Genomic DNA, 25,908 nt, shown 5'->3' with positions numbered 1-25,908 from the left:
TACAATCCGGCCCGACAATACGTAAAACTGGCCGGGACCGCCATGTGGCTTCCCCGTTTTGTTTATCCACCGTGATTTCAGGAGTCTCCCCCCATGACCTATCGTGCGCCCGTTCGTGACATGGCCTTCATTCTGAACGATGTGGCGGGCCTGTCGGAGCTTGCCGGCAAGGGGGATTTTGCCGAACTGAGCCCCGACCTCGTGGAGGCGGTGCTGGAAGAAGGCGCAAAGCTCGCCGCCGATGTGCTGGCCCCGTTGAACCGGTCGGGCGACGAGGAAGGCGCGCGGCTCGAAAAGGGCGAGGGCGTGAAGACCCCGAAAGGTTTTGCGGACGCCTACCGGCAATGGGTGGAAGGCGGCTGGGGCAGCCTCGCCGCGACGCCGGATTATGGCGGGCAGGGCCTGCCCGGCGCGCTGGCGGTCGCCATGCAGGAAATGTGGAATGCCTCCAACCTCTCTTTCGGCCTCTGTCCGATCCTGTCGCAGGGCGCCATCGAGGCGCTGACCGTTCATGGCGCGCCGGAGCTGCGCGAGAAGTACCTGCCCAAGCTCATCGCGGGCGAGTGGACCGGCACGATGAACCTGACCGAGCCACAGGCGGGCTCCGACCTCAATGCGCTCAAGGCGAAGGCCGTGCCGCAGGAAGACGGCAGCTATCTCATCACCGGCACCAAGATCTTCATCACCTATGGCGACCACGACATGGCGGAGAACATCGTCCATCTGGTGCTTGCCCGCCTGCCGGATGCGCCCGCCGGCACCAAGGGCATCTCGCTCTTCCTCGTGCCGAAATTCTTCGTCAATGACGACGGCTCGCTGGGCGAGCGCAACGATGCCTTTTGCATCGGCCTGGAAGAAAAGCTCGGCATTCACGCTTCGCCCACCTGCGTCATGTCCTATGGCGAGAAGGGCGGTGCGAAGGGCTGGCTGATCGGCTCCGAAAACAAGGGCCTCGCCTGCATGTTCACCATGATGAACAATGCCCGCCTGCTGGTCGGCACGCAGGGCGTGGCGGTGGCCGAAGCGGCCTATCAGCATGCGCTGGCCTATGCGCAGGAGCGCAAGCAGGGCCGTCCGCCGAAAGGCGTGCCGGGCGCGGACGATGTGCCCGCCGGCGAGATGGCGCCCATCATCATGCTGCCGGATGTGCGCCGTATGCTGATGAGCATGAAAAGCCTGACCGAAGCCTGCCGCGCCATCTGCTATGCGACGGGCGTGGCGCTCGACCATGCGCATCATGGCGCGAGCGACGAGGAAAAGGCGAAGGGGCAGGCGCGCGCCGATCTGCTGACGCCGATTGCGAAAGCGTTCTCCACCGACGCGGCGGTCGAGGTCGCGTCCACCGGCGTACAGATCCATGGCGGCATGGGCTTCATCGAGGAAACCGGCGCGGCGCAATATCTGCGCGATGCGCGCATCCTGCCGATCTATGAAGGCACGAACGGCATCCAGGCCATCGACCTTGTGGGCCGCAAGCTGCCGCTCGGCAATGGCGAGGTGGTGAAAGAGTTCATCGCCGAAATGCGCGAGACGGCGGAAGAAGCCCGCAAGTCCAACCGGCCCGAACTGCCGAAAATGGGCGAAGCGCTGGAAGCAGGCATCGCCGTGCTGGAAGAGGCGACCGATTACATCGCGGAGAAACTCAAATCCGCGCCCGCCGACGCGATGGCAGGCGCGACGCCCTATCTGCGCCTCTTCGGCACGGTGGCGGGCGGCCATTTCCTGACGCGCGGCGCGCTGAAGGCCGCAACGCTGCCAGAGGGCGACAGCTTCGCCAAATCGCGTCTGGCGACGGGGGCTTTCTATGCCGGCAGCATTCTGTCCGGCGCGGCGGGCCTGAAGGGCGCGGTGATGGACGGCGCAGCGCCGCTTTATGCGCTGGACGCGGATGCGCTTGCGGGGTGAGGCAAAAAGCCTTGCCTGACGCAGCGTCCTGAAACGGCGATTTGACGATCTGTCGGCCCGCGCCTATCAGTGTGGGATGAGCAAATCCGTAAAAATGCCGCGCGAAAAGGGCGGCCTGACTTTCCCGCAGGACGCGCTGCCGCAGCCCGCGGAACTTGTCGATGTGGCGCCGGGCATCAAATGGGCGCGCATGCCGCTACCCTTCGCCCTCGACCATATCAATTTGTGGCTACTCGAGGACGAGGACGGCTGGACCGTCGTCGATACGGGTGTCTCCGACGACGAGGTGAAGGCGCTTTGGCGGCGGATTTTCGCCGACGAGCTGGAGGGAAAGCCGGTCACCGGCCTGATCGTCACCCATCTTCATCCCGACCATGTGGGGCTCGCGGGCTGGTTCACGCGCAAATGGGACATCACGCTTCAGATGTCCCGCACGGACTTCCTGCAATGCCGCAACCTCGTGCTCGACACGGGGCGCGACGCGCCGAAAGAGGCGCTGGACTTCTATCGCGCGGCGGGGTTTTCCCAGCGCGGCATCGACAGCTATGCCAAGCGGTTCGGCAATTTCGGCGAGCGCGTCTCGCGCCTGCCGGATGTCTTTGCGCGGCTGAAGGAAGGCGACGAACTGACAATCGGCAAGCGGACATGGCGCGTGGTGATCGGCGCCGGTCACGCGCCGGAGCATGTCTGCCTCTATTCCGAAGCCGACAAGATCCTGATTTCGGGCGACCAGGTGCTGCCGCGTATTTCCTCCATCGTCAGCGTCCATCCGACGGAGGCTTACGAAAATCCGCTGGAGGAGTGGATCGCGAGCTGCCGCCGCATTCGCGACGAGCTGCCGGAGGACACATTCGTGCTGCCGGCGCATAACGAGCCTTTCTACGGATTGCATACCCGTATGACGCAGCTCATAGACGAGCATGAGGAAAACCTCGTAAAGCTTCACGACATGCTCGACGAACCGCGCCGGGCGATCGACGTGTTCCCCGCGCTCTTCAAGCGCAAGATCACGGCGGACGTCTTCTTCATGGCGACGGGCGAATCGCTGGCTCATCTGCGCTGCCTGATCGGCAGGGGGCTGGCGACCGTCGAGCGCGACGAAAACGGCGTGGACTGGTATCGACGAAGCTGAAAATGGACACACTCCTCGTTTCTCACAGCGCCTGCCTCAACCATGTGACCCCCGACGGTCATCCCGAGTGCGTGGACAGGCTGCGGGCCGTGCTGGGCGCGCTGGAGGCCGAGGAGTTCATGATGCTGCAGCGTGTGGAAGCGCCGCGCGCCACGCATGAGCAGATCGCCCGCGTCCATACGCCGGAACTCATCGAGATCGTGGAAGGCGGCGTCCCGGCGGAGGGCTATCAGCGTGTCGATGCCGACACCTTCCTGTCGCCGGGATCCTACGAGGCGGCCCTGCGCGCGGCGGGCGCGGTGGTCTACGCGGTCGATGAAGTGATGGCGAAGCGGGCGCGCAACGCCTTTTGCGCCGTGCGCCCGCCCGGACATCATGCCGAGCCCGGCACCGCCATGGGCTTTTGCCTGTTCAACAACATCGCCATCGGCGCCATGCATGCCCGCGCGGTCCACGGGATCGACCGGGTGGCGGTGATCGATTTCGACGTGCATCACGGCAACGGGACGCAGGCCGCCTTCGAGACCGATCCCTCGCTCTTTTATGCCTCGACGCATCAATGGCCGCTCTATCCCGGCACGGGCCGGGCGAGCGAGCGGGGGCTCGGCAATATCCTCAATGCCTGCCAGCCGCCGGGCACCGGCTCGAGCGCCTTCCGGGAGAGTTTCGTGGAAGAGGTGATGCCGGCGCTTCGGTCGTTCCAGCCCGGTCTCATCATGATTTCGGCCGGATTCGACGCCCATGCGGCCGATCCGCTGGCGAATATGAACCTCACCGAGGACGATTTCGCCTTCGCCACCGCGGAGCTGGTCCGCTGCGCCGACGATCTCTGCGAGGGCCGAATTGTCTCTGCTCTTGAGGGGGGGTATGACTTGGGGGCCCTGGCATCTTCCGCGCGGGCCCATGTGCGCGCGCTGATGCTGACCATGTAAGGCGCGAATCGCGCCCGAAAAGACACTGCCCGAAAGAAGGACCGACCTCATGGCCGCAGCGAAATCCGACGTTCAGAAGGACATCGAAAAACTGAGCTTCGAGGAAGCGCTGGCGCAGCTTGAGAAGATCGTCGCGAGCCTCGAATCGGGCGATGTGGAGCTTGAAAAATCCATCGACCTCTATGAACGCGGCAATGCGCTGAAAGCCCATTGCGAGGCCCGGCTGAAGGCGGCCGAGGCCAAGGTGGAAAAGATCCGCCTCTCCGAAAGCGGAGATCCGGCGGGCACCGAGCCGCTGGACGTCGAATAGGAAGGTCTCTCCCGCATGGCAGACCACCCTCGCGAGGTTCGGGCCATAGACGGCGCGATGGAGGCATGCGCGCTTGAGGTCGCCGATGCGCTGGACCGTCTGGTCCCCTCGCCGGAAGGCCCCGAGGCCCGTGTTTTCGAGGCGATGCGCTATGCGCTGATGGCCGGCGGCAAGCGCTTCCGCCCCTTTCTGGTGAGGGAAAGCGCGAAACTCTTCGACGTGCATGAGGAAGCGGCGCTGCGCACCGGCGTGGCGGTGGAATGCATCCATACCTATTCGCTGGTTCATGACGATCTGCCCTGCATGGACGACGACGATCTGCGCCGGGGCAAGCCGACCGTCCACAAGGCCTTCGACGAGGCGACGGCGGTGCTGGCGGGCGATGCGCTGCAATCGCTCGCCTTCGAGCTGATCGCCGACGAGGCGACGCATGAGGATGCCCGGGTGCGCTGCGAGCTGACCCGGCGTCTGGCGCTGGCCATTGGCGGGCACGGCATGGTGGGCGGCCAGATGATCGATCTTGGCAGCGAGGGCCAGCCGCTCGAGATGAACGCCATCACGCGGCTCCAGCAGCTGAAAACGGGCGCGCTGATCGCCTTTTCCTGCGAGGCGGGCGGCGTGCTGGGCCATGCCTCGGCGGCTGCGCTCCACGCGCTTCACGCCTATGCACACGATATGGGGCTGGCCTTCCAGATCGCCGACGATCTCCTCGATGTGGAAGGAAATTCCGCCGATCTCGGCAAGACGCCGGGCAAGGACGAAGCGGCGGGAAAGGCCACTTTCGTGTCCATTCTGGGCCCCGAACGGGCCCGGGCCCAGGCGGCCATGCTGGCCGAGCAGGCGGTCCGCCACCTTGATTTGTTCGACCAAAAGGCCGACCTTTTGCGGGAGGCGGCCGTTTTCGTTATAAACCGCCGCAGCTAGGCCGCCGCCTTGAGCTGGCGCGCCGTTTTCCGCCGGATTTTATCGCGTTCCGTTCCGGCCGGCACATTTGCCGAGGTTTGTATTGAGCACTAAGCCTGACACACCCCTGCTCGACCGGGTCAAAACGCCCGCCGATCTGCGCCAATTCGACGAATCCGACCTGCGTCAGCTCGCCGATGAGCTGAGGGCGGAGACGATCGACGCCGTGTCGCAGACGGGCGGCCATCTGGGCGCGGGGCTCGGCGTAGTGGAGCTGACCGTGGCGCTCCATTATGTGTTCAACACGCCCGACGACCGGCTGATCTGGGATGTCGGCCATCAGTGCTATCCGCACAAGATCCTGACCGGGCGGCGCGACCGTATCCGCACCCTGAGGCAGGGCGGCGGGCTCTCCGGTTTCACCAAGCGCGCGGAGAGCGAATACGACCCCTTCGGCGCCGCGCACAGCTCCACCTCCATTTCGGCGGGGCTGGGCATGGCAGTGGCGCGGGACCTGTCCGGCGGCACCAACAATGTGATCTCGGTGATCGGCGACGGCGCGATGAGCGCCGGCATGGCCTATGAGGCGATGAACAATGCGGGCTCCATGGACAGCCGCCTCATCATCATCCTGAACGACAACGACATGTCCATCGCGCCGCCCGTGGGCGCGATGAGCGCCTATCTCGCACGGCTGCTGTCGGGCGGCACCTATCGCTCGGTGCGCCATATCGCCAAGGAGCTGGCGCGCCTGCTGCCCAAGAGCTTCGAGGAACGCGCGCGCCGCGCCGAGGAATTCGCCCGCGGCATGGCGACCGGCGGCACCCTGTTCGAGGAACTCGGCATGTATTATGTCGGTCCCATCGACGGCCATAATCTGGAACATCTGCTGCCCGTGCTGAAGAATGTGCGCGACGCGGGCGAGGGGCCGATCCTCGTTCACTGCGTGACGCAGAAGGGCAAGGGCTATGCGCCCGCCGAGGCCGCCGAGGACAAATATCACGGCGTCTCCAAATTCGACGTCATCACCGGCGCGCAGTCCAAGGCGCCCGCCAATGCGCCCGCCTATACCAAGGTCTTCGCGCAATCGCTCATTCAGGAAGCCGAACGCGACGACAAGATCGTCGCGATTACCGGCGCCATGCCGTCGGGCACCGGGCTCGACCTGTTCGGCAAGGCCTTTCCCGAGCGCACCTTCGATGTCGGCATCGCCGAGCAGCACGCCGTGACCTTCGCGGCGGGCCTTGCCACCGAAGGCTACAAGCCGTTCGCGACCATCTATTCGACCTTCCTGCAGCGCGGCTACGACCAGGTCGTGCATGACGTGGCGATCCAGAAACTGCCGGTGCGTTTCGCCATCGACCGGGCGGGACTTGTCGGCGCGGACGGGGCGACGCATGCCGGCTCCTTCGACGTGACCTATCTCACCTGCCTGCCGGATTTCGTCGTCATGGCGGCGGCCGACGAGGCGGAACTGAAGCATATGGTGGCGACCTCCGTGGCCATCGACGACCGGCCCTCCGCCTTCCGCTATCCGCGCGGCGAGGGCGTGGGCGTCGACATGCCCGAACGCGGCATCCCGCTCGAAATCGGCAAGGGACGCATCGTCCGCGAGGGCAGCAAGGTCGCGATCCTCTCGCTCGGGACGCGGTTGCAGGAAGCGCTGAAGGCGGCTGAACAGCTCGGCGCGCTGGGCCTTTCCGCGACCGTGGCGGATGCGCGTTTCGCCAAGCCGCTGGACGAGGAATTGATTGCCCGTCTGGCGCGCGAGCATGAAGTGCTCATCACCATCGAGGAAGGTTCGGTCGGCGGTTTCGGCAGCCATGTGCTCGATTTCATGGCGCGCGCGGGGCTTCTCGACGGCGGGCTCAAGGTGCGGCCCATGACGCTGCCCGATTTCTTCATCGATCAGGACAAGCCAGAAAAGATGTACGATCTGGCGCGGCTCAATGCGCCGCAGATCGTCGAAACGGCGCTCGCGGCGCTGGGGCTCGAGGCGAAGGCGCGCGACCTCTCCGACGCCGCGCTCGCACCAGGGCGCGCCTGATTTCCCATGCAGACCGAAAAATGCCGCCTCGATCAGGCGCTGGTCGAGCGGGGTCTCGCACCGAGCCGGGCTCGCGCGCAAGGCGCGATCAGGGCCGGGCATGTATCGGTGAACGGCCGGACCGTCGTAAAACCCGCCGCGCAGGCGCTGCCGTCGGACGAGATCGATCTCAGCGGTCTCGAACATCCTTACGTCTCGCGCGCGGCGCTGAAGCTCGTGCACGGGCTCGACCGTTTCGCTGTCGCGGTCGCGGGGCGCCATGCGCTCGATCTCGGGGCCTCGACGGGCGGTTTTACGCAAGTTTTGCTGGAGCGCGATGCGGCCCATGTGATCGCCATCGATGTGGGGCACGGTCAGCTCGATGAAAGCCTGCGGCGCGATCCGCGCGTGACGGCAATCGAAGGGCTCAATACGAAAGATATCGGCGCGGAGACCGTGAGCGAACCGTTCGATCTCATCGTCTGCGATCTCAGTTTCATCAGTCTGAAAAAGGCGCTGCCCGCAGCCTTGTCGCTCGCGCCATCCGGCGCCGATCTCATCGCCCTCATCAAGCCGCAATTCGAGGTCGGCAAGGGCAGGCTCGGCAGGGGCGGCGTTGTGAAGGAGGAAGGCCTGCATGAGGAAGTATGCGCCGATATCGCCGAATGGCTGTCCGCTCTGCCGGGCTGGACGGTGACGGGCATCACGCCGAGCCCCATCGAAGGCGGCGACGGCAACAGGGAATTTCTGATCGCGGCTCATCATGACTGACATGCGGATCGACATAGAGGCGCTGGGTGCGCAGGGTGACGGCATCGCGCAAACGGAGAGCGGTCCGCTCTATGTGGCCTATGCGCTGCCGGGCGAAACGGTGGATGTGGAACCTTTGGAGGCCGGCCGCGCGGCGCTGAAGCGGATCGTCACGCCGTCGCCGCATCGCGTGAAACCGCCCTGCCGCCATTTCGGCCAATGCGGCGGCTGCTCGATCCAGCATCTGGACGGGGAGAGCTATCGCGGCTGGAAACGCGGTCTTGTGGAGACAGCGCTTGCCCATCGCGGGATCGACGCGGAAATCGAGCCGCTTGTCGGTGCGCAACCGCATAGCCGCCGCCGTGCGACATTCGCGGCGACCCGCACGAAGAAGGCGGTGACGCTGGGCTATTACGCGCGCGGTACGCACAACATCGTCGGCGTCGAGCAATGTCCGCTCGTCGCGCCCGAGATCGAAAGCGCATTGACGGGGCTTGCCGCCCTGGTTGCGCCCGGCCTGTCGCGCAAGGGGCGCGCGGCCATCGCCGTCACGGCAACGCGAAGCGGGCTCGACGTGTCGGTGACGGGCGCCAAGGCGCTGGACGATGCGGAGGACAGCGGGCTGCGTGCAAAGCTCGCGCAGGGCGCCGACGAGATGGACCTGGCCCGGCTGAGCTGGGAGGGCGAGATCGTCGCGGAGCGCCGCCCGCCCATGATCCGGCTCGGCAAGCTCGACATCTCGCTACCGCCGGGCGGTTTTCTGCAAGCGACGCAAGACGGCGAGACGGCACTTTCCTCCCGCGTCGCGGCGGCGGTGGGGGAGGCACGCCACGTTGTCGACCTCTTCGCAGGTGCCGGCACGTTCGCGGCATCGCTGGCCGAGACCGCCGCCGTTCACGCGGTGGAGAACGATGCGGAAGCGCTGAAACGGCTGGAGCGCGCGGTGCGCGATCAGGGGCCGGGGCTCAAGCTGAAACCGCTGACCACGGAACGGCGCGATCTTTTCCGCCGTCCGCTGCTGGCAAGCGAACTCGATAGATACGATGCGGCGGTCCTCGATCCGCCCCGCGCGGGCGCGCAGGCGCAGGCCGCCGAACTGGCGAAATCGCGCCTGCCGCGCATCGCTTTCGTGTCATGCAGTCCGGCGAGTTTCGCCCGCGATGCGCGTATATTGCTGGATGGCGGATACAGGCTGGTATCGGTGACGCCGGTGGACCAGTTTCTCTGGTCCGCCCATGTGGAGCTGGTGGGGATCTTTTCGCGGGACTGAACGGCCGCTCAGACGCCCATGCCCGGCTTTTCCGGCGGGGTGGGGATGTCGATGCTGCGATATTGCGCGATCGCTTTGGCGACCAGTTCGGGCGACAGGTTCAGAATACCGAGCTTCACATGCACGCCATTGCCGCCCACCTGGCGCCAGCACCTGTACATATACTGGCGCCACACGGCCTGCGGATTTTCCGGCGGGACCGCCGCTTCCTCCACGCTGCGGGACAGGGCGATGCGCAGTTCCGCATTGCGGATGTTGCGCACGAAGCTGTCATGGATGGCGACCTCGCCGATATCCGGCCAGGGGAAACGGCCCAGTCCGCCGACCTCGATGCCCGCAGGGCCGATCTTCAGCGCTTCATTGTTGCGTGCGACGAAGGGCCAGTGAAACGCGGCCACGGCGAAGGAGATCGCTGCGAGGAAGAGAGCGGCGTGTCCGATACGCGGCGTGACCAGAAGGATGAGCCCCACGCCGATCAGCAAGCCGCCATAGACGATGGCCTGTCCCTTTTCCCGGCTGTAGCGCGCCGTCACCGTGGCGCCGGGAGGGATGGAAATCTCATCGGTCATGTCGGGTTCCTTCAGGTGCCGCCCGTCTGGCCACGGTGGCGCAGCAGGTGGTCGGCAAGGACGCAGGCCATCATGGCTTCGCCCACGGGCACGGCACGAATGCCCACGCAAGGATCGTGACGGCCCTTGGTGACGATCTCCGCATCCTCTCCCTGCCGCGACACCGTCTTGCGCGGCTGCAGGATGGAGGAGGTAGGTTTCACCGCGAAACGCACCACGACGGGCTGGCCGGTGGAAATGCCGCCCAGAATGCCGCCTGCGTGATTGGAGGCGAAGGCCGGACCTTCATTGCCCATGCGCATCTCGTCGGCGTTTTCCTCGCCGGTGAGCGCGGCGGAGGCGAAGCCCTCGCCGATCTCGACGCCCTTTACCGCGTTGATGCTCATCATCGCCGCGGCAAGGTCGGAATCGAGCTTGCCATAGATGGGCGCGCCGAGCCCGACGGGCACGCCCTCGGCCACCACCTCGATGATCGCGCCGCAGGACGAGCCCGCCTTGCGCACGCCGTCGAGATAGGTTTCCCACTCGGCGGCGGCCTTGGCGTCCGGGCACCAGAAGGGATTGTTTTCCGTTTCGGCCCAGTCCCAGTTGTCGCGGTCGACCTTGTGCGGGCCGACCTGCACCAGCGCGCCGCGAATGGAAATGCCCGGCAGCACCTTGCGCGCAATGCCGCCGGCCGCCACGCGCGCCGCCGTTTCACGCGCGGAAGAACGTCCGCCGCCGCGATAGTCGCGAATGCCGTATTTCGACAGATAGGTGAAATCCGCATGGCCGGGGCGGAACTTGTCCTTGATGTCCCCGTAATCCTTGGAGCGCTGATCGACATTCTCGATCATCAGCGAGATCGGCGTGCCGGTGGTCAGCTCCCGCTGCGCATCGTCGTCGAAGAAGGTGCCGGAAAGGATCTTCACCTGATCCGGTTCGCGGCGCTGCGTGGTGAAGCGCGAGGTGCCCGGCCGGCGGCGGTCGAGCCAGGTCTGGATTTCCTCAGCCGTGACGGGAATGCGCGGCGGCACGCCGTCGACCACGCAGCCGAGCGCCGGCCCGTGGCTTTCGCCCCAGGTCGTCACGCGGAACAGATGGCCGAATGTGTTGTGCGACATGACCTAAATTCGTTTGCCGGAATCACTCCGCGCCTGCGCCGGGGCAGGTCTGAAAGCGACCATAGCGGAAATCAGACGATGCTCATATCCGGCGCGTCTTCGGCCTTCATGCCGACGACGTGATAGCCCGCATCGACGTGATGCACCTCGCCGGTAACGCCGGAGCCGAGATCGGAGAGGAGATAGAGCGCGGTATTGCCCACTTCCTCGATGGAGACGACGCGCTTCAGCGGCGAATTGAGTTCGTTCCACTTCAGGATGTAGCGGAAATCGCCGATGCCCGACGCCGCCAGCGTCTTGATCGGACCGGCGGACACGGCGTTGACGCGGATATTGTCGCGGCCGAGATCGACGGCGAGATAGCGCACGCTGGCTTCCAGCGCGGCCTTGGCGACGCCCATCACATTGTAGTGCGGGATCACCTTCTCGGAGCCGTAATAGGTGAGGGTGACGATGGAGCCGCCATCCGTCATCAGCTTTTCCGCGCGCTGACAGAGCGCGACGAAGGAATAGCAGGAGATCGCCATGGAGGCGGTGAAATTGTCGAGCGAGGTGTCGACATAACGTCCGTCCAGTTCCGACTTGTCGGAATAGGCGATGGCATGGACGAAGAAGTCGATCTTGCCCCATTTCTCTTTCAGCGTGTCGAAGACGGCATCCATGCTGGCCGCATCGGTCACGTCGCAGGGCATGATGAGATCGGTGTCGGTGCCGATGGATTCGGCAAGCGGCGTGATGCGCTTGAGCAGCGCGTCGCCCTGATAGGTGAAGGCAAGCTCCGCGCCATGGGCGGCGCAGGCCTTGGCGATGCCCCAGGCGATGGACCGGTTGTTGGCAACCCCCATGATGAGGCCGCGCTTGCCGGCCATGAGGTTGGAGCCACCCTGTGCGGTATTGGCGTTGCTGGCGGCTTCACTCATTATTTTCTATCCCCTCGAAATGTCGCTCCGGGCGGGCGACCCGAACAGTGGCGCATTTTGCATAAAAGGCACACCCGGTCCACGAAAAATCCCAGCATTCTCCGAAACTTGGGAGATTCCGTAGCGATATGTCACCCCTTGAAAAGATGCTGCCTCACACTCGAGGCGAGGCCTTGCGCCCAGCCCGCGGCGAAGTCCCGAAGCGCCCGGTCGGGCTTTTCGGGCAGGGTGATGGAAAGCGTCACATACTGGTCGCCCGGCGCGTCTTTGCGGTCCTCCGGGGCTATCCCCTTGCCCCGGAGCCGAAGCTGCGTACCGCTGTTCGACCCGGCCGGGACGGTAAGGCTGACCGCGCCGGAAAGCGTGGGCACATCCACCTTGCCGCCGATGACGGCCTCGGCAAGCGTGACGGGCAGGGTGAGGTGAATGTCGTTGCCTTCGCGCCGGAAAGAGGGATGCGGGAGGACATGGACCTCCAGAAACGCATCGCCCGCGGGCGCGCCGCCGCTGCCCGCCTCGCCCTGGCCGCGCAGCCGGATCTGACGGCCCGTCTCCAGGCCGGCGGGGATGCGGATATCGAGCGTCCTGGGCCCCAGCGAGACCCGGCGCATACCGCCTTTCGCGGCGTCGACGAAGGGGATTTCCAGCGCATAGGCGACATCGCGCCCGCGCCCCCGGAAAACCCGGCGCCCGGCATCGCGAAGGCCTTCGTAAAACTCGCTGAAGACCCCTTCCTGCTCTTCTTCGGTGAGCGGGCGGGCCTTGAGAGGTTCCCTGTTGAGGCCGGAAGGGTCGGAGCGGGGTTTCTCAGCGCCCCTCGCGGCGCTGGAGGCCGGTTTGAATGTCGCGTCTTCCGCCTTCGAGCCGGTTCCGGCCCGGGCTTTCGCGCCATTGGCCCGCGCGCCCGCGCCATGGGCGGCGGCCTTTTCGAAATTCGGTCTGGCGGCGGCGTGGCGGAGGGCGTCATAGCGCCGCCGCGCATCGGTGTCCTTCAGCAGATTGTAGGCCGCGGTGACTTCCTGAAAATGCGTCTCCGCGCGCCGCCGGTCCGGGGCCGCCGCGCCGCTCAGCGCATCGGGGTGGAGTTTGCGCGCAAGCCGCCTGTAGGCCGCCTTGATCTCGGCCAGGCTCACATGGGGCTCGACGCCCAGGGTTTCATACGGATCGCGCAACCGGCCTCTCTCCCGATGCCGCAGGACAGGGCAGGCAGGATAGGGTGCGCCCCTCTACGAAACCGTTAAGCCAAAGTTGCGCTCAGGGGGCCGGATCCGCCGGCGGCGCCTTGTCCGGCGGCTGGATGGAGGCGTCGGGCGCGCGCAGCCCGTCGCCCGCATCCATATCCGCATGAATATCGGTATCCGGGAGCATGATGTGCACGGGCGGCGGCGCCGGTGCCGGTTTCACGGCTTTGGCGGCGGCCTCGCCGGGTGCCGGATTGGGCGGCGGAAGCGTCGGCACGAGCTGCGCCAGCCGGCCGAGCGCCATGCTGTGGCCCTGCCTTGCCGCCAGCGCATACCAGCCCATGGCGCGGGGAAGGTCGCGCGAGACGCCAAGGCCCTTCTCGAACATCACGCCGAGATTGTATTGCGCGATGGGTGCGCCCGCGACCGCGGAGAGATGCAGCCAGAAGCTGGCCTTCTTGTAGTCGCGGGGAATGCCGTCGCCTTCCAGATACATGAAGGCGGCGTTGAGCTGGGCGGGAGCGAACCCCGCCTCCGCCGCGCGCTCGTAGAAATAGAGCGCGCGTTCCGGATCGCGCTCAGTGCCGAGCCCCTTGCGCAGCAGCAGGGCGACATTGCGCATGGCAGCCAGATCGTCCCGCTGGGCCAGCGGCAGCCAGTCCCTGAAGGCGGCGGCGTAGTCGCCCTCGTCATAGGCTTTCACGCCCCGCTGGAAGCGGGCCTCGTCCGGCCCGCTGCGGCGGCCCGGGGAATTCTCGATGGCTTCCTTGACGGTGAGCCCTTCGGCCTGTGCCGCGGGCGGCACGAGAAAGACGCCCGCCGCGGCAAAGGCGGCGGACGCCAGAATCAGGCGGACATAGCTGGGAAGGTCTTTTTTCACTCGGCTTGTCCGTCTTCGCGTCGTCGAAATCAGTTCTGGATCTGCCAGGACCCGTCCGGCATCCGGCAGGCCGTACCATGCGCCTGCTGGCTGCGACCGTCGATATAAATCGTCTGCGTGTATTCGCGGCAGGGGCGGCCGGAAGACGTCGTATAGGCCGGCTGCGGCGTGACCGTGCCGTAATGGCCGCTATCGGGATTGTTCCAGCGCGAGGACTGGCCCGAGGGGTTGTTTTCCAGCGCACTGTAGGTGGTGCGGCCCATATAGGCGCGGTCGGCGCGGTCGAGCGACTTGCCGATTTCGCTGCCCATGAGCGCACCGATCAGCACGCCGGCACCCGTGGCCCAGAGCCGGCCTTCGCCGCCGCCGAATTGCGAGCCGATCACACCGCCCGCCAGCGCGCCGGCGCCCGTGCCGACCGTTTGCTTGGGACCCATACCGCCCATGCCGCCATTGTAGATGCCCTGATCGCAGGCCGCCAGCGACAGACCGATACCGGCAATTGCAAGTGCTTTGAGGAGTTTCATGCGCTTTCCTGTCTTTTCTGCTTCCCGGAGGAAGCGTGATTTCCGTCCCGGCCCCTAGGCGCGGGACGCGACAAATCGATTTCTGGTAACTATATAAGGAACCGATTGTGGCAAGAATTGAGCAGCGTCAAAGCCCGCTCATTGCCGCGAAAACGAGCCGTTTTCGGCCCCTTTTTCGATCTGGAAGGCCATCTGGAGCATGACTGACGAAGCCGCCGGCACCGAAACGACGGAGGATGTCTTCACCTCGGACAATCCGTTCCAGCTCTTCAGGGAATGGCTGGAAAAGGCCGCCACCAGCGAGCCGAACGACCCCAATGCCATGGCGCTGTCGACGGCCGATGCGCAAGGCTTTCCCGATGTGCGCATGGTGCTCTTGAAGGATGTCGACGAACGCGGTTTCGTTTTCTACACCAATCTCGAAAGCGACAAGGGCCGCGAACTGCAGGCCAATATGCGCGCTGCGCTCTGTTTTCACTGGAAGTCGCAGCGCCGACAGGTGCGCGTGCGCGGCGTCGTGTCGCCGGTGAGCCCGGAAGAGGCGGACGAGTATTTCGCCAGCCGCCACCGCGACAGCCAGATCGGCGCCTGGGCCTCGCGCCAGTCGCGCCCGCTGGAAGGCCGCTTCGAGCTGGAAAAGGAAGTGGCGCGCTACGCCGCCAAATTCGGGCTCGGCAAGGTGCCGCGCCCCGAACACTGGTCCGGCTTCCGCATCGCGCCGGTCCGTATCGAGTTCTGGCGCGACCGCCCGTTCCGCCTGCACGATCGCCTTGTCTTCCACCGCGACGACCCTTCGGCGGCGTGGAAGACGATGCGGCTTTTCCCGTAAGGCGGATGCATGCCACTGGACGCGAAGACGGCGGCGGAGAACGCCACCCTGATGAAGCGGGCAACCTATGCCGCGGTATGCGTGGCCGTGTTGCTCGTGGTTCTCAAGGCCGGCGCGCTCTGGTTCACCGGATCGGTTGCCATGCTGGGCACGCTGCTCGACAGCCTGCTGGACGGCTCGGCCTCGCTTCTGAACCTCGTCGCGGTGCGCCATGCGCTGACGCCCGCCGACCAGGAACACCGTTTCGGCCATGGCAAGGCGGAGGCTTTGGCGGGGCTCGGCCAGTCGTTCTTCATCTTCGGATCGGCGGGCTATATCGTTTATGAATCGGTCGAGCGCATCATGACGCCCCAGCCCGTGTCGCATTCGGCATGGGGCATCGTCGTGACGGTGATCGCCATTGGGATGACGCTGGGCCTCGTCGCCTTCCAGCGCCATGTCGTGAGCCGCACGAGGTCGCTCGCCATCGAGGCGGATTCCATCCACTATCGCGGCGACCTGTTGATGAACCTCTCGGTGATCGCAGCGCTGGTTCTGTCCGGTTTCCTCGGCTGGGAGTGGACGGATCCGGTTTTCGGCATTCTTATTGCCGGGCTTATCGCCTGGGCGGCGGCGCAGATCGCCTCCAACGCATTCGACCAGCTGATGGACCGCGAATTGTCGGAGGACGAGCGCGAGCGCATCAAGACGGTGGCGCTCTCTCATCCGGATGTCATCAACATCCACGACCTTCGCACGAGAACTTCCGGCGTGCTGAGCTTCATCCAGTTCCACCTCGAACTCGATCCCGAAATCACGCTGACCAAGGCGCACCGGATTTCGGACGAGGTGGAAGACGAGATCATGAAGGAATTTCCCGGCTCCGAAGTGCTGATCCATCAGGATCCGGCGGGGCTGGAACCGCTGAGCCGTCTCGAACGCGTATGAGCACAAGGACGTTTTGACCTCCGAAACCGACACACAGGAAACGATCGGCTTTCTCTCCCGGCCCGACGCCTACGGGCTTGGGGCGGGGGAGGCCGTCGACCATATCGAAACCCATGCGAACCACATCTTTCTGGCGGGCGATTTCGCCCGGAAGATGAAAAAGCCGATCCGTTTCAGCTTTCTGGATTTCTCGACCCCGCAAAAGCGCCGCGAAGCCTGCGAGTCCGAACTGGCGCTCAACCGCCGGACCGCGCCCGAACTCTATCTGGGGCTCGCGGCCGTGACGAAGGGCGAGGACGGTTTCCGGCTCGTGCCGGTGGAACCGGGCGCGAAAGCCCCGGATGGCACGGTGGACTGGCTCGTCGAGATGAAGCGCTTCGACAATGCCGGGCTTCTGGCGCGGCAGGAAGACGAAGGCCGGTTGAAAACCGGACTCGTGGAAGATCTGGCCGCGCGTGTCGCGCGTTTCCATGCCGATGCCGAAGTGACGCGGGATTTCGGCGGTGCCACCGCCTTTGCGAGGATCGTCGCCGACAATGCCCATGACATGCTGGAAAAGGCGGGCAGCACCTTTTCGCGCGAAGAAGCCGAGCGCATGAGAGCGCTGTGCGACACATTGATCGAACGGCATCGCGGGCTCATGGACAGTCGCCGCGATGCGGGCTGGGTGCGCCGCTGCCATGGCGACCTGCATCTGGGCAATGTGGTGGAGATCGACGGCAAGCCGGTCATCTTCGATTGCATCGAGTTCAATGAGGACATCGCCTGTATCGATGTGCTTTACGATCTCGCTTTCCTGCTGATGGACCTTGCCTTCCGGGAGGGGGACGAGACGTTCCTCGCCAACCGCGCCCTGAACGCCTATTTCGACCATATCGTCGAGGCGGATATCGACGACATGATCGGCGGCCTGCCGCTGCTGCCGCTCTTCGTGGCGGTGCGCGCCGTGGTCCGCGCCAAGGTCACGGCGATGCAGGTGGAGCAGGGCGGCGACGCCGGGCTCAGGGAAAGGGCTCGCGCTTTTTTCGATTTCGCCATGGCGTCCTTTGAAACGGGCGGGCCGCGCCTCGTCGCCATCGGTGGCCTGTCCGGTACGGGCAAATCCACCGTGGCGAAGAAGCTCGCGCCGGGCCTCGGACGGCCCGCGGGCGCGCTGCATCTCAGGACCGACATCATCCGCAAGCGCCTTTTCAATGTCGGTCCGCTGGAGCGCCTGCCCGAAGAGGCCTATGCGCCGGACGTGGGCGCGCGCGTCTATGCGGAGATGTTTCGCCTGGCGGGTCATGCTTTGGAGGCGGGCGTCAGCGTGGTGACCGACGCCGTTTTCGCGCAGGCGGAGGAACGCGACCGGGCCGCCGCGCTGGCAAGGGAGAGGGGCGTGCCCTTTACCGGAATCTGGCTCGAGGCCGATCCGGCGGTGCTGGAGGCGCGGGTGCGCGCCCGCTCCGAGAAGGCCGACGATGCCTCCGATGCCGATGTGGCCGTGCTGCGCCGCCAGCTCGCCTATGATCTCGGCGCGTTGGACTGGCACCGGCTCGACGCGGCCGGAACGCCGGACGGCATCGCCGCCCGGGCGGGGGAATTGGTCGCAGGAGACTGACCCTTGCCCCCTGTGAATGCGCGCTGGCTCTCCGCCCCGCATTTCAGTAGATTGCGCCCATGGCACAGATCCCCAATGCGGAACGAAAGACATTGCTGCTGACCGGCGCCAGCCGGGGCATCGGACATGCGACGGTGAAGCGCTTCTCGAGCGCGGGCTGGCGCGTGATTACCTGTTCGCGCCACGCTTTTCCCGAGGACTGCCCCTGGGAAGCGGGGCCGGAAGACCATATCCAGGTCGATCTGGCCGATCCGGACAATACCGCCGCGGCGATCGAGGAAATCCACGAGCGGCTGAAGGACCAGGGCGGGCGTCTCAATGCGCTCGTCAATAATGCCGCCATCTCGCCCAAGGGCGAGGGGGGCTCGCGGCTCGGTGTTTTCGATACCAGCCAGGAGCTCTGGTACAAGGTCTTTCAGGTGAACTTCTTCGCCCCCGTCATTCTGGCGCGCGGGCTGGTGGAAGAGCTGAAGGCGGCGAGCGGGTCCGTCGTCAACGTCTCGTCCATCGCGGGCGAGCGCGTACATCCCTTCGCAGGCAGCGCCTATGCGACTTCCAAGGCCGCCCTCAAGGCGCTGACGCGGGAAATGGCCGCCGAGTTCGGGCCGCTCAATGTGCGCGTGAACGCCATCGCGCCGGGCGAAATCGACACGGCGATCCTTTCGCCGGGCACGGAAAAGATCGTGGAAGAAATCCCCATGCACCGCCTCGGCACGCCCGAGGAAGTGGCACGGGTGATCTATTTTCTGTGCACGGACCAGTCGAGCTACATCAACGGCACCGAAATCCAGATCAATGGCGGCCAGCACGTTTGAGGGCAGGCGCCATGCTTCGAGATGCGGCTTCGCCGCTCCTCAGCATGAGGTTTGTTGATATGCGAGCCTCATCCTGAGGAGGCCCGAAGGGCCGTCTCGAAGGATGGATTGCTTCGCTTCGCTCGCAATGACGGATCGTTCAGGGCAAAAACAACACCGCGCTCTGGCTGTCGCGGACTTGTGCATCCTCGTTCACGGTGAAGGCTGAAACGATGAAGCCGCTGGCGCCGGTAAAGCCGCCTGTGCCGCCCGTCACCTGAAAAACGACATGGCCGAGCTGCGTTCTCGGGTCCGCCGTCTCGCCGAGATAGCCTTCGCGCACGCTTTCATAGGAAAGCGTGCCGCCGCCAAAAGCGAGCGTACCGCTTTCGCTGAACCCGCCGAACTCGTCATTTGCGACTTGCGCCTCGCATGAAACCTTGAGGCCGTCGCCGGCCAGCGCCGGATCGAAATCCGGCGGCAGCACGGCGGAAGTCTCGATATTCATGCGCTCGCCCATGGCATCCTCGGGCGAGGCCTTGCCGGTGAGCTCGATCTGGAAGCGGATTTCGCGTGTCATCCCTGCGTTCCGCTCACTTCATCAGCCCTTCCTTGCGGGCATGGGCCGTCACTTCGTCCAGCGCTTCTTCAAGGGTCTTGAAGATCTCGTCGACCTGGCTCTCGGTGACGATGAGGGGCGGGCAGATGGCGATGATGTCGCCGGCCAGCGGACGCAGGATGAGGCCGCGCTTCTCGCTGGCCGCCACGACCTTCGCGCCGATGCCCGCGCCCGGATCGAAGCTCTCCTTGGAGTCCTTTTGGGCGACGAGTTCCAGTGCGCCGATAAGTCCCTTGGCGCGGACATGGCCGACCAGCGGATGGTCGGCAAGGCGATGCACATGGCCTTCGAATTTGGGTTGCTGCGCGCGCACATGGCCGACGATGTCGCGCTCCTTGTAGATGTCGAGCGTCTTGGAGGCGACGGCGGCGGCCAGCGGATGCGCCGTATAGGTGAAGCCATGGCCGAAGGTGCCGATCTTGCGGCTTTCATCCAGCATCGCCTGATACATGTCTTCGCCGACCGTGACGGCGCCGATGGGCACATAGGCGGAGGAGAGCGCCTTGGCGACGGAGATGCTGTCCGGCTTCATGTTGAAGGTTTCCGACCCGAACATGTTGCCGGTGCGCCCGAAGCCGCAGATCACCTCGTCGGCGATGAAATAGACATCGTATTTCTGCAGGACGGCCTGGATTTTTTCGAAATAACCGTCCGGCGGCATGATGACGCCGCCCGCGCCCATGATGGGCTCGGCGATGAAGGCGGCGACCGTGTCCGGGCCTTCCTTGACGATGAGGTCTTCGAGGTTCTTCGCCAGCCGCGTGGTGAACTCGTCTTCCGTCTCGCCCGGCTCCGCATAGCGGTAGTAATGCGGGCAGTCGGTATGGAGCACGCCCTCGATAGGCAGGTCGAAATCGCGATGGTTGGCAGGCAGGCCGGTGAGCGAGGCCGACGCCACCGTCACGCCGTGATAGGCGCGGATGCGGGAGATGAATTTCTTCTTCTCAGGCTTGCCGCGCGCATTGTTGTAGTACCAGACGAGCTTCACCTGCTGGTCGTTCGCTTCCGAGCCCGAACCGCAGAACAGCACCTTGGAGGCGGGATGCGGCGCGATGGCCTTCAGCTTTTCGGCCAGCTCCGCCGCGCGCTCATGGCTCTTGCCGCCGAACACATGGGTGAAGGGCAGGCGCTCGAGCTGCTCCGTCGCCGCGTCGATCAGTTCCTTCTCGTTATAGCCCAGAGAAGTGCACCAGAGCCCGGCCATGCCCTCGATGTACTGCTTGCCATGGCTGTCATAGACATAGATGCCCTCGCCGCGCTCGAGGATCATCGGCCCCGTCTCGCGGAAGGTTTCGAGATTGGTATAGGGATGGATGACCGTTTCGATATCGCGAACGGCGGCGTTGGACAGGCTCGACATGGGAGCGCTCCTAGAATGGGTAGGTGTGAGCGGATGCCGCATAATGCGGCTGGGCCTCGGGGGAAGTCAAAGCCGGTTTTGGTCGTCATTGCGAGCGAAGCGAAGCAATCCAGTTCTTGCGCCGTCGCCGCTGGATTGCTTCGTCGGTCTGCGACCTCCTCGCAATGACGATTAGGCGATCACCACCCTGGCGGGGCGCGGAACCCGCCGAGGATTTCTTCCAGCATGCCCGCGACCGCGATGGGCGTCCTGTCCTCCAGATGCGGGCCGATGATCTGGATGCCCACCGGCAGGCCTTCGGAGGTGATGCCCACCGGGGCGACGCTGGCGGGGAGATAGGAGACGACCGCCGGGCCCGCCCAGAGCAGCACGTCCATATATTCCCGCTCGACGCCGTTCACCGTCAGCACGCGCTTCGACCAGTTGGACTGCTGGTCGTGCTTGAAGGCGGCGCGTAACAGCACGGGCGACAGCACCACGTCGTAATCCTTGAAGAACTCGGCCCATTTGTACCGGAGCTGCGCCTGACGTTCTTTCCACTGGAGGCGTTCGGCGACGGTCATCGTGCCGCCCCGCGCCTGGAGGATGGCGTGGGACTTGTCGTCGGGCGACGCGGCCTCCTTCATGCTCCGCCAGCGGTCCTTGACCTTGTCCGGCATACCGGCGCCGGTCTGGGAATGGAGCAGCATCAGATAGACCTCGGTGCTTTCGGCAAAGCTGAAGCCGGGCCGGGCCTTCCAGTCCACTTTCGCGCCTGCGTCTTCCAGCGCATGGGCGGCGCCCGTCAGCAGGGCGGCCATCTCCCGGTCGATGTCGCAGAAGGGCTCGTCGATCCAGACGGCAACGCGCAGGTCTTTCGCCGTTTTCGCGCGGGCGGGGGGCAGGTCGAGCTTCCAGCCCGGTGTGCCGGTCCAGTTGGGGCCCGCTGCGATGTCGAGCAGCATCTGCAGGTCTTCCGCGCTGCGGGCAAGCGGCCCGGCAACCGAAAGGTCGCCCTCCGAAAGCCAGCCGGGCGGCGGCCCCAGATGGCCGCGCTTGGGCACGATGCCGTAAGTGGGCTTGTGGCCGAAAACGCCGCAAAGATGCGCGGGCGTGCGGATGGAGCCGCCGATGTCGGAGCCGAACTCGGCCGCGGTGAAGCCCGCCGCCAGCGAAGCCGCCGACCCGCCCGACGACCCGCCGGGACCGCATTCGAGGTTCCAGGGATTGTTAGTGGTGCCGTAAATGTCGTTATAGCTCTGAAGATCCGCCGACATGAAAGGCACATTGGTCTTTCCCATCACGATGGCGCCCGCATCCTGCAAACGCCGGATCGGATCGGCGCTCGCCGCGGGCACATGGTCTTTCCATTCCGGCACGCCGCCGGTGGAGACCATGCCTTCGACCTCATAGGCATCCTTGATGGTGAAGGGGAGGCCGTGAAGCGGACCCTTGTCCTCGCCCTTTGCCAGGGCTTCGTCCGCCTCTTTCGCCGCCGCCCGCGCGCCGTCGAAATCCGTCGCCACCACCGCGTTGATCCGCGGATTGTGGGTTTCGATGCGCGAAATGAAATGTTCGGTCAGTTCCGCCGAGCCGATCTCGCGGGCGCGCAGCATCCGGCCGAGTTCGGATGCGGAGCGGAAATGAAGCTCCTCCATGGAATCCCCCTTTTAGTTTCGATTGCTTTGCCGACATTAGACGGCGGTGGCGGCCCCCAAGGCAAGCGAAAGGCGGGCGGACAAAAACCCAGCGTCGGCCGGGGTTTTTTGGGAAGCGCGCAGGGGGAAAATATTGTGAGATTGCGCCTTTCCCACTAGACTTCGCGCAAATGAAGAAGCTGGCCCATCGAACGATAGAGGCCGGGAGCAAGCCGGCGACAGCCGGTTAACGGGGAATGAGAGAGGAACATCCATGAAGGGCTTGATGCAGGACTGGCCGCTGCGCGTGACGACCATTATCGATCATGCTGCGCGGTTCCATGGCGACCGGGAAGTCGTGACGCGGACCATCGAGGGGCCGATTGCGCGGACCACCTATTCGGAAATTCACCTGCGCGCGCGCAAGGTGGCGCAGGCGCTGCAAAAGCTCGGCGTCGAAAAGGGCGATGTGGTGGCGACCATGGCCTGGAACACGGCCCGCCATCTGGAAGCCTGGTACGGCATCATGGGGCTCGGCGCGGTCTGCCATACGCTGAACCCGCGCCTCTTCGCCGAACAGCTCGTCTACATCATCAATCACGCCGAGGATAAGGTCATCTTCCTCGACCTCACCTTCGTGCCGATCCTGGAAGGCATCAAGGACGAGCTGCCGAAGGTGAAGGCCTATGTGGTGATGACGGACCGGGAGCATATGCCCGAGACGAGCCTGCCCAATGCGCTCTGCTACGAGGAAATCGTCGAGGCGGAGAACGGCGACTTCAAATGGGCCGAAGGCGACGAGAACGATGCTTGCGGCCTTTGCTACACCTCCGGCACGACGGGCAACCCGAAGGGCGTTCTCTATTCGCATCGCTCCAACGTGCTGCATGCGCTGGCCGTGAATATGGGCGATGCGCTCGGCATGAAGTCGACGGATGCGATGCTGCCGGTGGTGCCGATGTTCCATGCCAATGCCTGGGGCATTTCCTTCGCCGGGCCGGCGGTGGGCGCAAAGCTCGTCATGCCGGGCGCGAACATGGACGGCGAAAGCATCTATGAACTTCTCAGCACCGAGAATGTGACGGCGACGGCGGCGGTGCCGACCGTCTGGCTGATGCTTCTCCAGCACCTGCAGAAGAACAAGCTCGACCTGCCGCATCTCGAGCGCGTGGTGATCGGCGGCTCCGCCGCGCCGCGTTCGATGATCGAGGTCTTCGAGAAGGAATACGGCGTACAGGTGTTCCACGCCTGGGGCATGACGGAAATGTCGCCCATGGGTACGCTGGGCAGCCTGAAGGCGGGCATGGAAGACTGGCCGCTCGACAAGCAGATCGACGTGAAGGTCAAGCAGGGCCGCGCCATCTATACGGTGGAAATGAAGATCACCGACGATGACGGCAACGAGCTGCCCTGCGACGGCGAAGCCTTCGGCCATCTGATGGTCCGCGGGCCGGCCATTGCCGGAGCCTATCTGAAGGGCGAGGGCGGCAACATTCTGGATGAGGATGGCTGGTTCGATACCGGCGACGTCGCCACCATCGACGAGTCCGGTTACATGCAGATCACCGACCGCGCCAAGGACGTGATCAAGTCCGGCGGCGAATGGATTTCGTCGATCGAACTCGAAAATCTCGCCGTCGGCCATCCCAAGGTGGCGGAAGCGGCGGTCATCGGCATCGCGCATCCCAAATGGGACGAACGTCCGCTGCTCATCATCGTGAAAAACGAGGGAGAGGACGTCACCAAGGAAGACATCCTCGAATATATGGAAGGCAAGATCGCCAAATGGTGGATGCCGGACGATGTGGCCTTCGTCGAGGAAATTCCGCATACGGCGACCGGAAAGATCCAGAAGCTCGAACTGCGCAAGATGTTCAAGGACTACACCTTGCCCACCGCGCAGGCCGCCGAATAGAAAGGCGCGCCGGGCAGGGCAACGCCGGTCTCATTGCAGGATAACGCGGCGGGCCTGTCCGCCGCGTCTCCCTCAAACGGAAAGGCATCGGATATGGCGGCGCGTTCGGCAATGGCGGCCTGGGGGTTTCGCCTGGGCATTCTCGGGCTCGTTCTCGCGGCGGCGGGCGTGGCGGTCAGCCGCATGGCCCCGGCCTCCTTCCAGATTGCGCTGGGCGCCGTCGCGTTCGGCGCGGTGGTGGGCGTGCTGGCGATCCTTGTCTCCGCCGCCGGACTGCTGATGGCTCTCGTTACCGGACGAAAGGGCGCGCGCAAGGCGATTGTCGGCCTCGTGCTCGGACTTGGCATCGCCGCGCCGGTGGCACAGGGCGTGATCGTGGGATCGCAGGTCCCGCGCATTCACGACATCACGACCGACCTGGCCGACCCGCCGCAATTCGCGGCGCTGAAAGGCAATCGCGGCGACTACGCCAATCCGCTCGACCGGACCGCGCCCGCCGACCTCGCGGCATTGCAGGAAACGGCCTATCCCGACATCCGGACGGTGACGATCAACATGGCCCCGGCCAGGGTGTTCGACGCCGCGCTGGCCACCGCCCGCGATATGGGCTGGGAGATCGTCGACACCGATCCCGATGCCGGGCGCATCGAGGCGACGGCGACGACGCTCGTCATGCAGTTCCGGGACGATGTGGCGATCCGCGTTTCCCAAACGCAGGAGGGCGGCAGCGCGGTCGATATGCGTTCGGTCTCGCGCGTGGGCCAAAGCGATCTCGGCGCCAACGCCAACCGTATCCGCACCTTCATGGTGGCGCTGAAGCAGAAGCTCGGCTTCGAGAAGTAGGTCAATCTCACTCGTCATGCCCCGGCTTGTCCGGGGCATGACGGTTTTGAGTGTCAGGCGAGCGAGTAAACGCTGGAGAGCTTGGGCTCGCCCTCGCAAACGACCTTTCCCGTTTCCACCAGATGCTCCATATGCGCAAAGACCGACCGCGCGGCGGCCGGGTGCAGCCGCTTGTCCACGGCCGCATACATCACCGGTACCATCTCGGCGATGGTGCGATGGCCGGCCTTCAACTGCTCGACGATCTGCTTTTCGCGGTCCTCGCGATGGGCGATGAAGGCCTGCACGAAAGGCTTCGGGTCGGTGATGGCGGGACCGTGCGTCGGCCAGTAGACCTCGTCGTCGCGCGCCAGCAGCAGCTTCAATGAATCCATATATTGTTTCATGTTGCCGTCGGGCGGGCTGACGACGCTGGTGGACCAGCCCATGACGTGATCGCCGGAGAAGAGAACCTTCTCTTCCCGCAGCGCGAAACACATATGGTTGGAGGTGTGGCCGGGCGTATGCACGCATTCGATGGTCCAGCCATCGCCCTCGATGATGTCGCCATGCGCGACCATTACGTCCGGCACGAAATCCGTATCGCCGTCTTCTTCCACTTTCACTTCCGCGCCGCCGCCGGATCCGTGCGGTCCGAAGGCGTAGGTTTCGGCACCGGTGAGCTTTTTCAGCGGCGCCGCGGCGGGCGAATGATCCGTATGCGTATGGGTAATGAGGATATGGGTAACGGTCTCGCCCTCAAGCGCCTTCATCAGCGCATCGATATGCTCTTCGACCAACGGGCCGGGATCGACCACTGCGACATTGCCCCGGCCGATAATATAGGTGCCCGTGCCGAGATAGGTGAAAGCGGAGGGGTTGCGCGCGACGACGCGGCGGATGAGCGGCGACAACTCGTCGCATTCGCCATATTCGAAGGTGATGTCGCGCACGAATGGTATCTGAACGGCCAAGATGTCCTCCCTTTTCACCGAACATGGCGCGAGCGCGGCCCCGG

At 64.9% G+C, this 25,908-nt stretch carries 24 protein-coding genes; 14 read left to right on the top strand and 10 right to left on the bottom strand.

Annotated features, from left to right (window positions below; genetic code table 11):
* Nucleotides 1-93: 93 nt before the first annotated feature.
* The 8 genes from FHS78_RS14385 (at nucleotide 94) to FHS78_RS14350 (ending at nucleotide 9,228) form a co-directional block, all read left to right on the top strand.
* Nucleotides 94-1,905, top strand: coding sequence for an acyl-CoA dehydrogenase (locus FHS78_RS14385; RefSeq protein ID WP_167095064.1), 1,812 nt, complete (start codon nucleotides 94-96; stop codon nucleotides 1,903-1,905).
* Between the two features lie 76 nt (nucleotides 1,906-1,981).
* Nucleotides 1,982-3,037 carry an MBL fold metallo-hydrolase gene (locus FHS78_RS14380; protein WP_167095063.1) on the top strand — a complete coding sequence of 352 codons (1,056 nt, stop codon included), beginning with the start codon at nucleotides 1,982-1,984 and terminating at the stop codon, nucleotides 3,035-3,037.
* Between the two features lie 2 nt (nucleotides 3,038-3,039).
* Complete coding sequence (locus FHS78_RS14375) at nucleotides 3,040-3,969, top strand: histone deacetylase family protein (RefSeq protein WP_167095062.1); 930 nt, start codon at nucleotides 3,040-3,042, stop codon at nucleotides 3,967-3,969.
* A 49-nt stretch (nucleotides 3,970-4,018) separates the two neighbouring features.
* Nucleotides 4,019-4,279: an exodeoxyribonuclease VII small subunit gene (locus tag FHS78_RS14370; protein ID WP_167095061.1), complete on the top strand. Its 261-nt coding sequence runs from the start codon at nucleotides 4,019-4,021 to the stop codon at nucleotides 4,277-4,279.
* A gap of 15 nt (nucleotides 4,280-4,294) precedes the next feature.
* Complete coding sequence (locus FHS78_RS14365; RefSeq protein WP_205305324.1) at nucleotides 4,295-5,203, top strand: polyprenyl synthetase family protein; 909 nt, start codon at nucleotides 4,295-4,297, stop codon at nucleotides 5,201-5,203.
* 82 nt (nucleotides 5,204-5,285) lie between these two features.
* Nucleotides 5,286-7,229 (top strand): 1-deoxy-D-xylulose-5-phosphate synthase, encoded by a 1,944-nt coding sequence (gene dxs, locus FHS78_RS14360; RefSeq protein WP_167095060.1) that lies wholly within the window; start codon nucleotides 5,286-5,288, stop codon nucleotides 7,227-7,229.
* A 6-nt stretch (nucleotides 7,230-7,235) separates the two neighbouring features.
* Entirely contained in the window at nucleotides 7,236-7,979 is a 744-nt protein-coding gene (locus FHS78_RS14355; RefSeq protein ID WP_167095059.1) for a TlyA family RNA methyltransferase, read from the top strand.
* Complete coding sequence (locus tag FHS78_RS14350; protein WP_167095058.1) at nucleotides 7,972-9,228, top strand: class I SAM-dependent RNA methyltransferase; 1,257 nt, start codon at nucleotides 7,972-7,974, stop codon at nucleotides 9,226-9,228. The genes FHS78_RS14355 and FHS78_RS14350 overlap by 8 nt, the downstream gene beginning before the upstream one ends.
* Nucleotides 9,229-9,236: 8 nt before the next feature.
* Here the strand turns inward: FHS78_RS14350 and FHS78_RS14345 are convergent, their stop codons facing one another.
* The 6 genes from FHS78_RS14345 to FHS78_RS14320 form a co-directional block, all read right to left on the bottom strand.
* Nucleotides 9,237-9,797 carry a hypothetical protein gene (locus FHS78_RS14345; protein ID WP_167095057.1) on the bottom strand — a complete coding sequence of 187 codons (561 nt, stop codon included), beginning with the start codon at nucleotides 9,795-9,797 and terminating at the stop codon, nucleotides 9,237-9,239.
* Nucleotides 9,798-9,808: 11 nt separating this feature from the next.
* Nucleotides 9,809-10,900, bottom strand: a complete 1,092-nt coding sequence (gene aroC / locus FHS78_RS14340; protein WP_167095056.1) for a chorismate synthase — start codon at nucleotides 10,898-10,900, stop codon at nucleotides 9,809-9,811.
* A gap of 71 nt (nucleotides 10,901-10,971) precedes the next feature.
* Complete coding sequence (gene fabI, locus FHS78_RS14335; protein ID WP_167095055.1) at nucleotides 10,972-11,820, bottom strand: enoyl-ACP reductase FabI; 849 nt, start codon at nucleotides 11,818-11,820, stop codon at nucleotides 10,972-10,974.
* Between the two features lie 131 nt (nucleotides 11,821-11,951).
* Nucleotides 11,952-12,992 carry a DnaJ C-terminal domain-containing protein gene (locus FHS78_RS14330; protein ID WP_167095054.1) on the bottom strand — a complete coding sequence of 347 codons (1,041 nt, stop codon included), beginning with the start codon at nucleotides 12,990-12,992 and terminating at the stop codon, nucleotides 11,952-11,954.
* A gap of 82 nt (nucleotides 12,993-13,074) precedes the next feature.
* The gene (locus FHS78_RS14325; RefSeq protein ID WP_167095053.1) at nucleotides 13,075-13,881 is read right to left on the bottom strand and encodes an SEL1-like repeat protein; all 807 of its coding nucleotides are present in this window, start codon (nucleotides 13,879-13,881) and stop codon (nucleotides 13,075-13,077) included.
* A 29-nt stretch (nucleotides 13,882-13,910) separates the two neighbouring features.
* A complete protein-coding gene (locus FHS78_RS14320; RefSeq protein WP_167095052.1) occupies nucleotides 13,911-14,408 on the bottom strand; it encodes an RT0821/Lpp0805 family surface protein in 498 nt (165 codons plus the stop codon).
* A 199-nt stretch (nucleotides 14,409-14,607) separates the two neighbouring features.
* Here FHS78_RS14320 and pdxH point away from each other — a divergent pair, with 199 nt between their 5' ends.
* Genes pdxH through FHS78_RS14300 form a run of 4 tightly spaced genes read left to right on the top strand, consistent with a single transcriptional unit; the run spans nucleotide 14,608 to nucleotide 18,579 of the window.
* Complete coding sequence (pdxH, locus tag FHS78_RS14315) at nucleotides 14,608-15,237, top strand: pyridoxamine 5'-phosphate oxidase (protein WP_167095051.1); 630 nt, start codon at nucleotides 14,608-14,610, stop codon at nucleotides 15,235-15,237.
* 9 nt (nucleotides 15,238-15,246) lie between these two features.
* Complete coding sequence (locus FHS78_RS14310) at nucleotides 15,247-16,164, top strand: cation diffusion facilitator family transporter (RefSeq protein WP_167095050.1); 918 nt, start codon at nucleotides 15,247-15,249, stop codon at nucleotides 16,162-16,164.
* A 13-nt stretch (nucleotides 16,165-16,177) separates the two neighbouring features.
* Entirely contained in the window at nucleotides 16,178-17,764 is a 1,587-nt protein-coding gene (locus tag FHS78_RS14305; RefSeq protein WP_167095049.1) for a bifunctional aminoglycoside phosphotransferase/ATP-binding protein, read from the top strand.
* Nucleotides 17,765-17,823: 59 nt separating this feature from the next.
* Nucleotides 17,824-18,579: an SDR family NAD(P)-dependent oxidoreductase gene (locus FHS78_RS14300; RefSeq protein ID WP_167095048.1), complete on the top strand. Its 756-nt coding sequence runs from the start codon at nucleotides 17,824-17,826 to the stop codon at nucleotides 18,577-18,579.
* 139 nt (nucleotides 18,580-18,718) lie between these two features.
* Here the strand turns inward: FHS78_RS14300 and FHS78_RS14295 are convergent, their stop codons facing one another.
* From FHS78_RS14295 to FHS78_RS14285, 3 genes are all read right to left on the bottom strand, one after another.
* Complete coding sequence (locus tag FHS78_RS14295) at nucleotides 18,719-19,138, bottom strand: hypothetical protein (protein WP_167095047.1); 420 nt, start codon at nucleotides 19,136-19,138, stop codon at nucleotides 18,719-18,721.
* A 13-nt stretch (nucleotides 19,139-19,151) separates the two neighbouring features.
* A complete protein-coding gene (locus FHS78_RS14290) occupies nucleotides 19,152-20,537 on the bottom strand; it encodes an aspartate aminotransferase family protein (RefSeq protein ID WP_167095046.1) in 1,386 nt (461 codons plus the stop codon).
* A 179-nt stretch (nucleotides 20,538-20,716) separates the two neighbouring features.
* A complete protein-coding gene (locus FHS78_RS14285; protein ID WP_167095045.1) occupies nucleotides 20,717-22,174 on the bottom strand; it encodes an amidase in 1,458 nt (485 codons plus the stop codon).
* Nucleotides 22,175-22,427: 253 nt separating this feature from the next.
* On the opposite strand from FHS78_RS14285, the gene FHS78_RS14280 reads away from it, so the two are divergent.
* Nucleotides 22,428-24,068, top strand: coding sequence for a 3-(methylthio)propionyl-CoA ligase (locus tag FHS78_RS14280; protein WP_167095044.1), 1,641 nt, complete (start codon nucleotides 22,428-22,430; stop codon nucleotides 24,066-24,068).
* Between the two features lie 93 nt (nucleotides 24,069-24,161).
* A complete protein-coding gene (locus FHS78_RS14275) occupies nucleotides 24,162-24,911 on the top strand; it encodes a DUF1499 domain-containing protein (protein ID WP_167095043.1) in 750 nt (249 codons plus the stop codon).
* 53 nt (nucleotides 24,912-24,964) lie between these two features.
* On the opposite strand, the gene FHS78_RS14270 is transcribed toward FHS78_RS14275, so the two are convergent.
* Complete coding sequence (locus FHS78_RS14270) at nucleotides 24,965-25,864, bottom strand: MBL fold metallo-hydrolase (RefSeq protein ID WP_167095042.1); 900 nt, start codon at nucleotides 25,862-25,864, stop codon at nucleotides 24,965-24,967.
* Between the last annotated feature and the right edge of the window lie 44 nt (nucleotides 25,865-25,908).

The organism is Parvibaculum indicum, from assembly GCF_011762095.1.
Classification (GTDB): Bacteria; Pseudomonadota; Alphaproteobacteria; order Parvibaculales; family Parvibaculaceae; genus Parvibaculum; species Parvibaculum indicum.
This window is presented reverse-complemented; position numbering and strand designations above follow the sequence as displayed.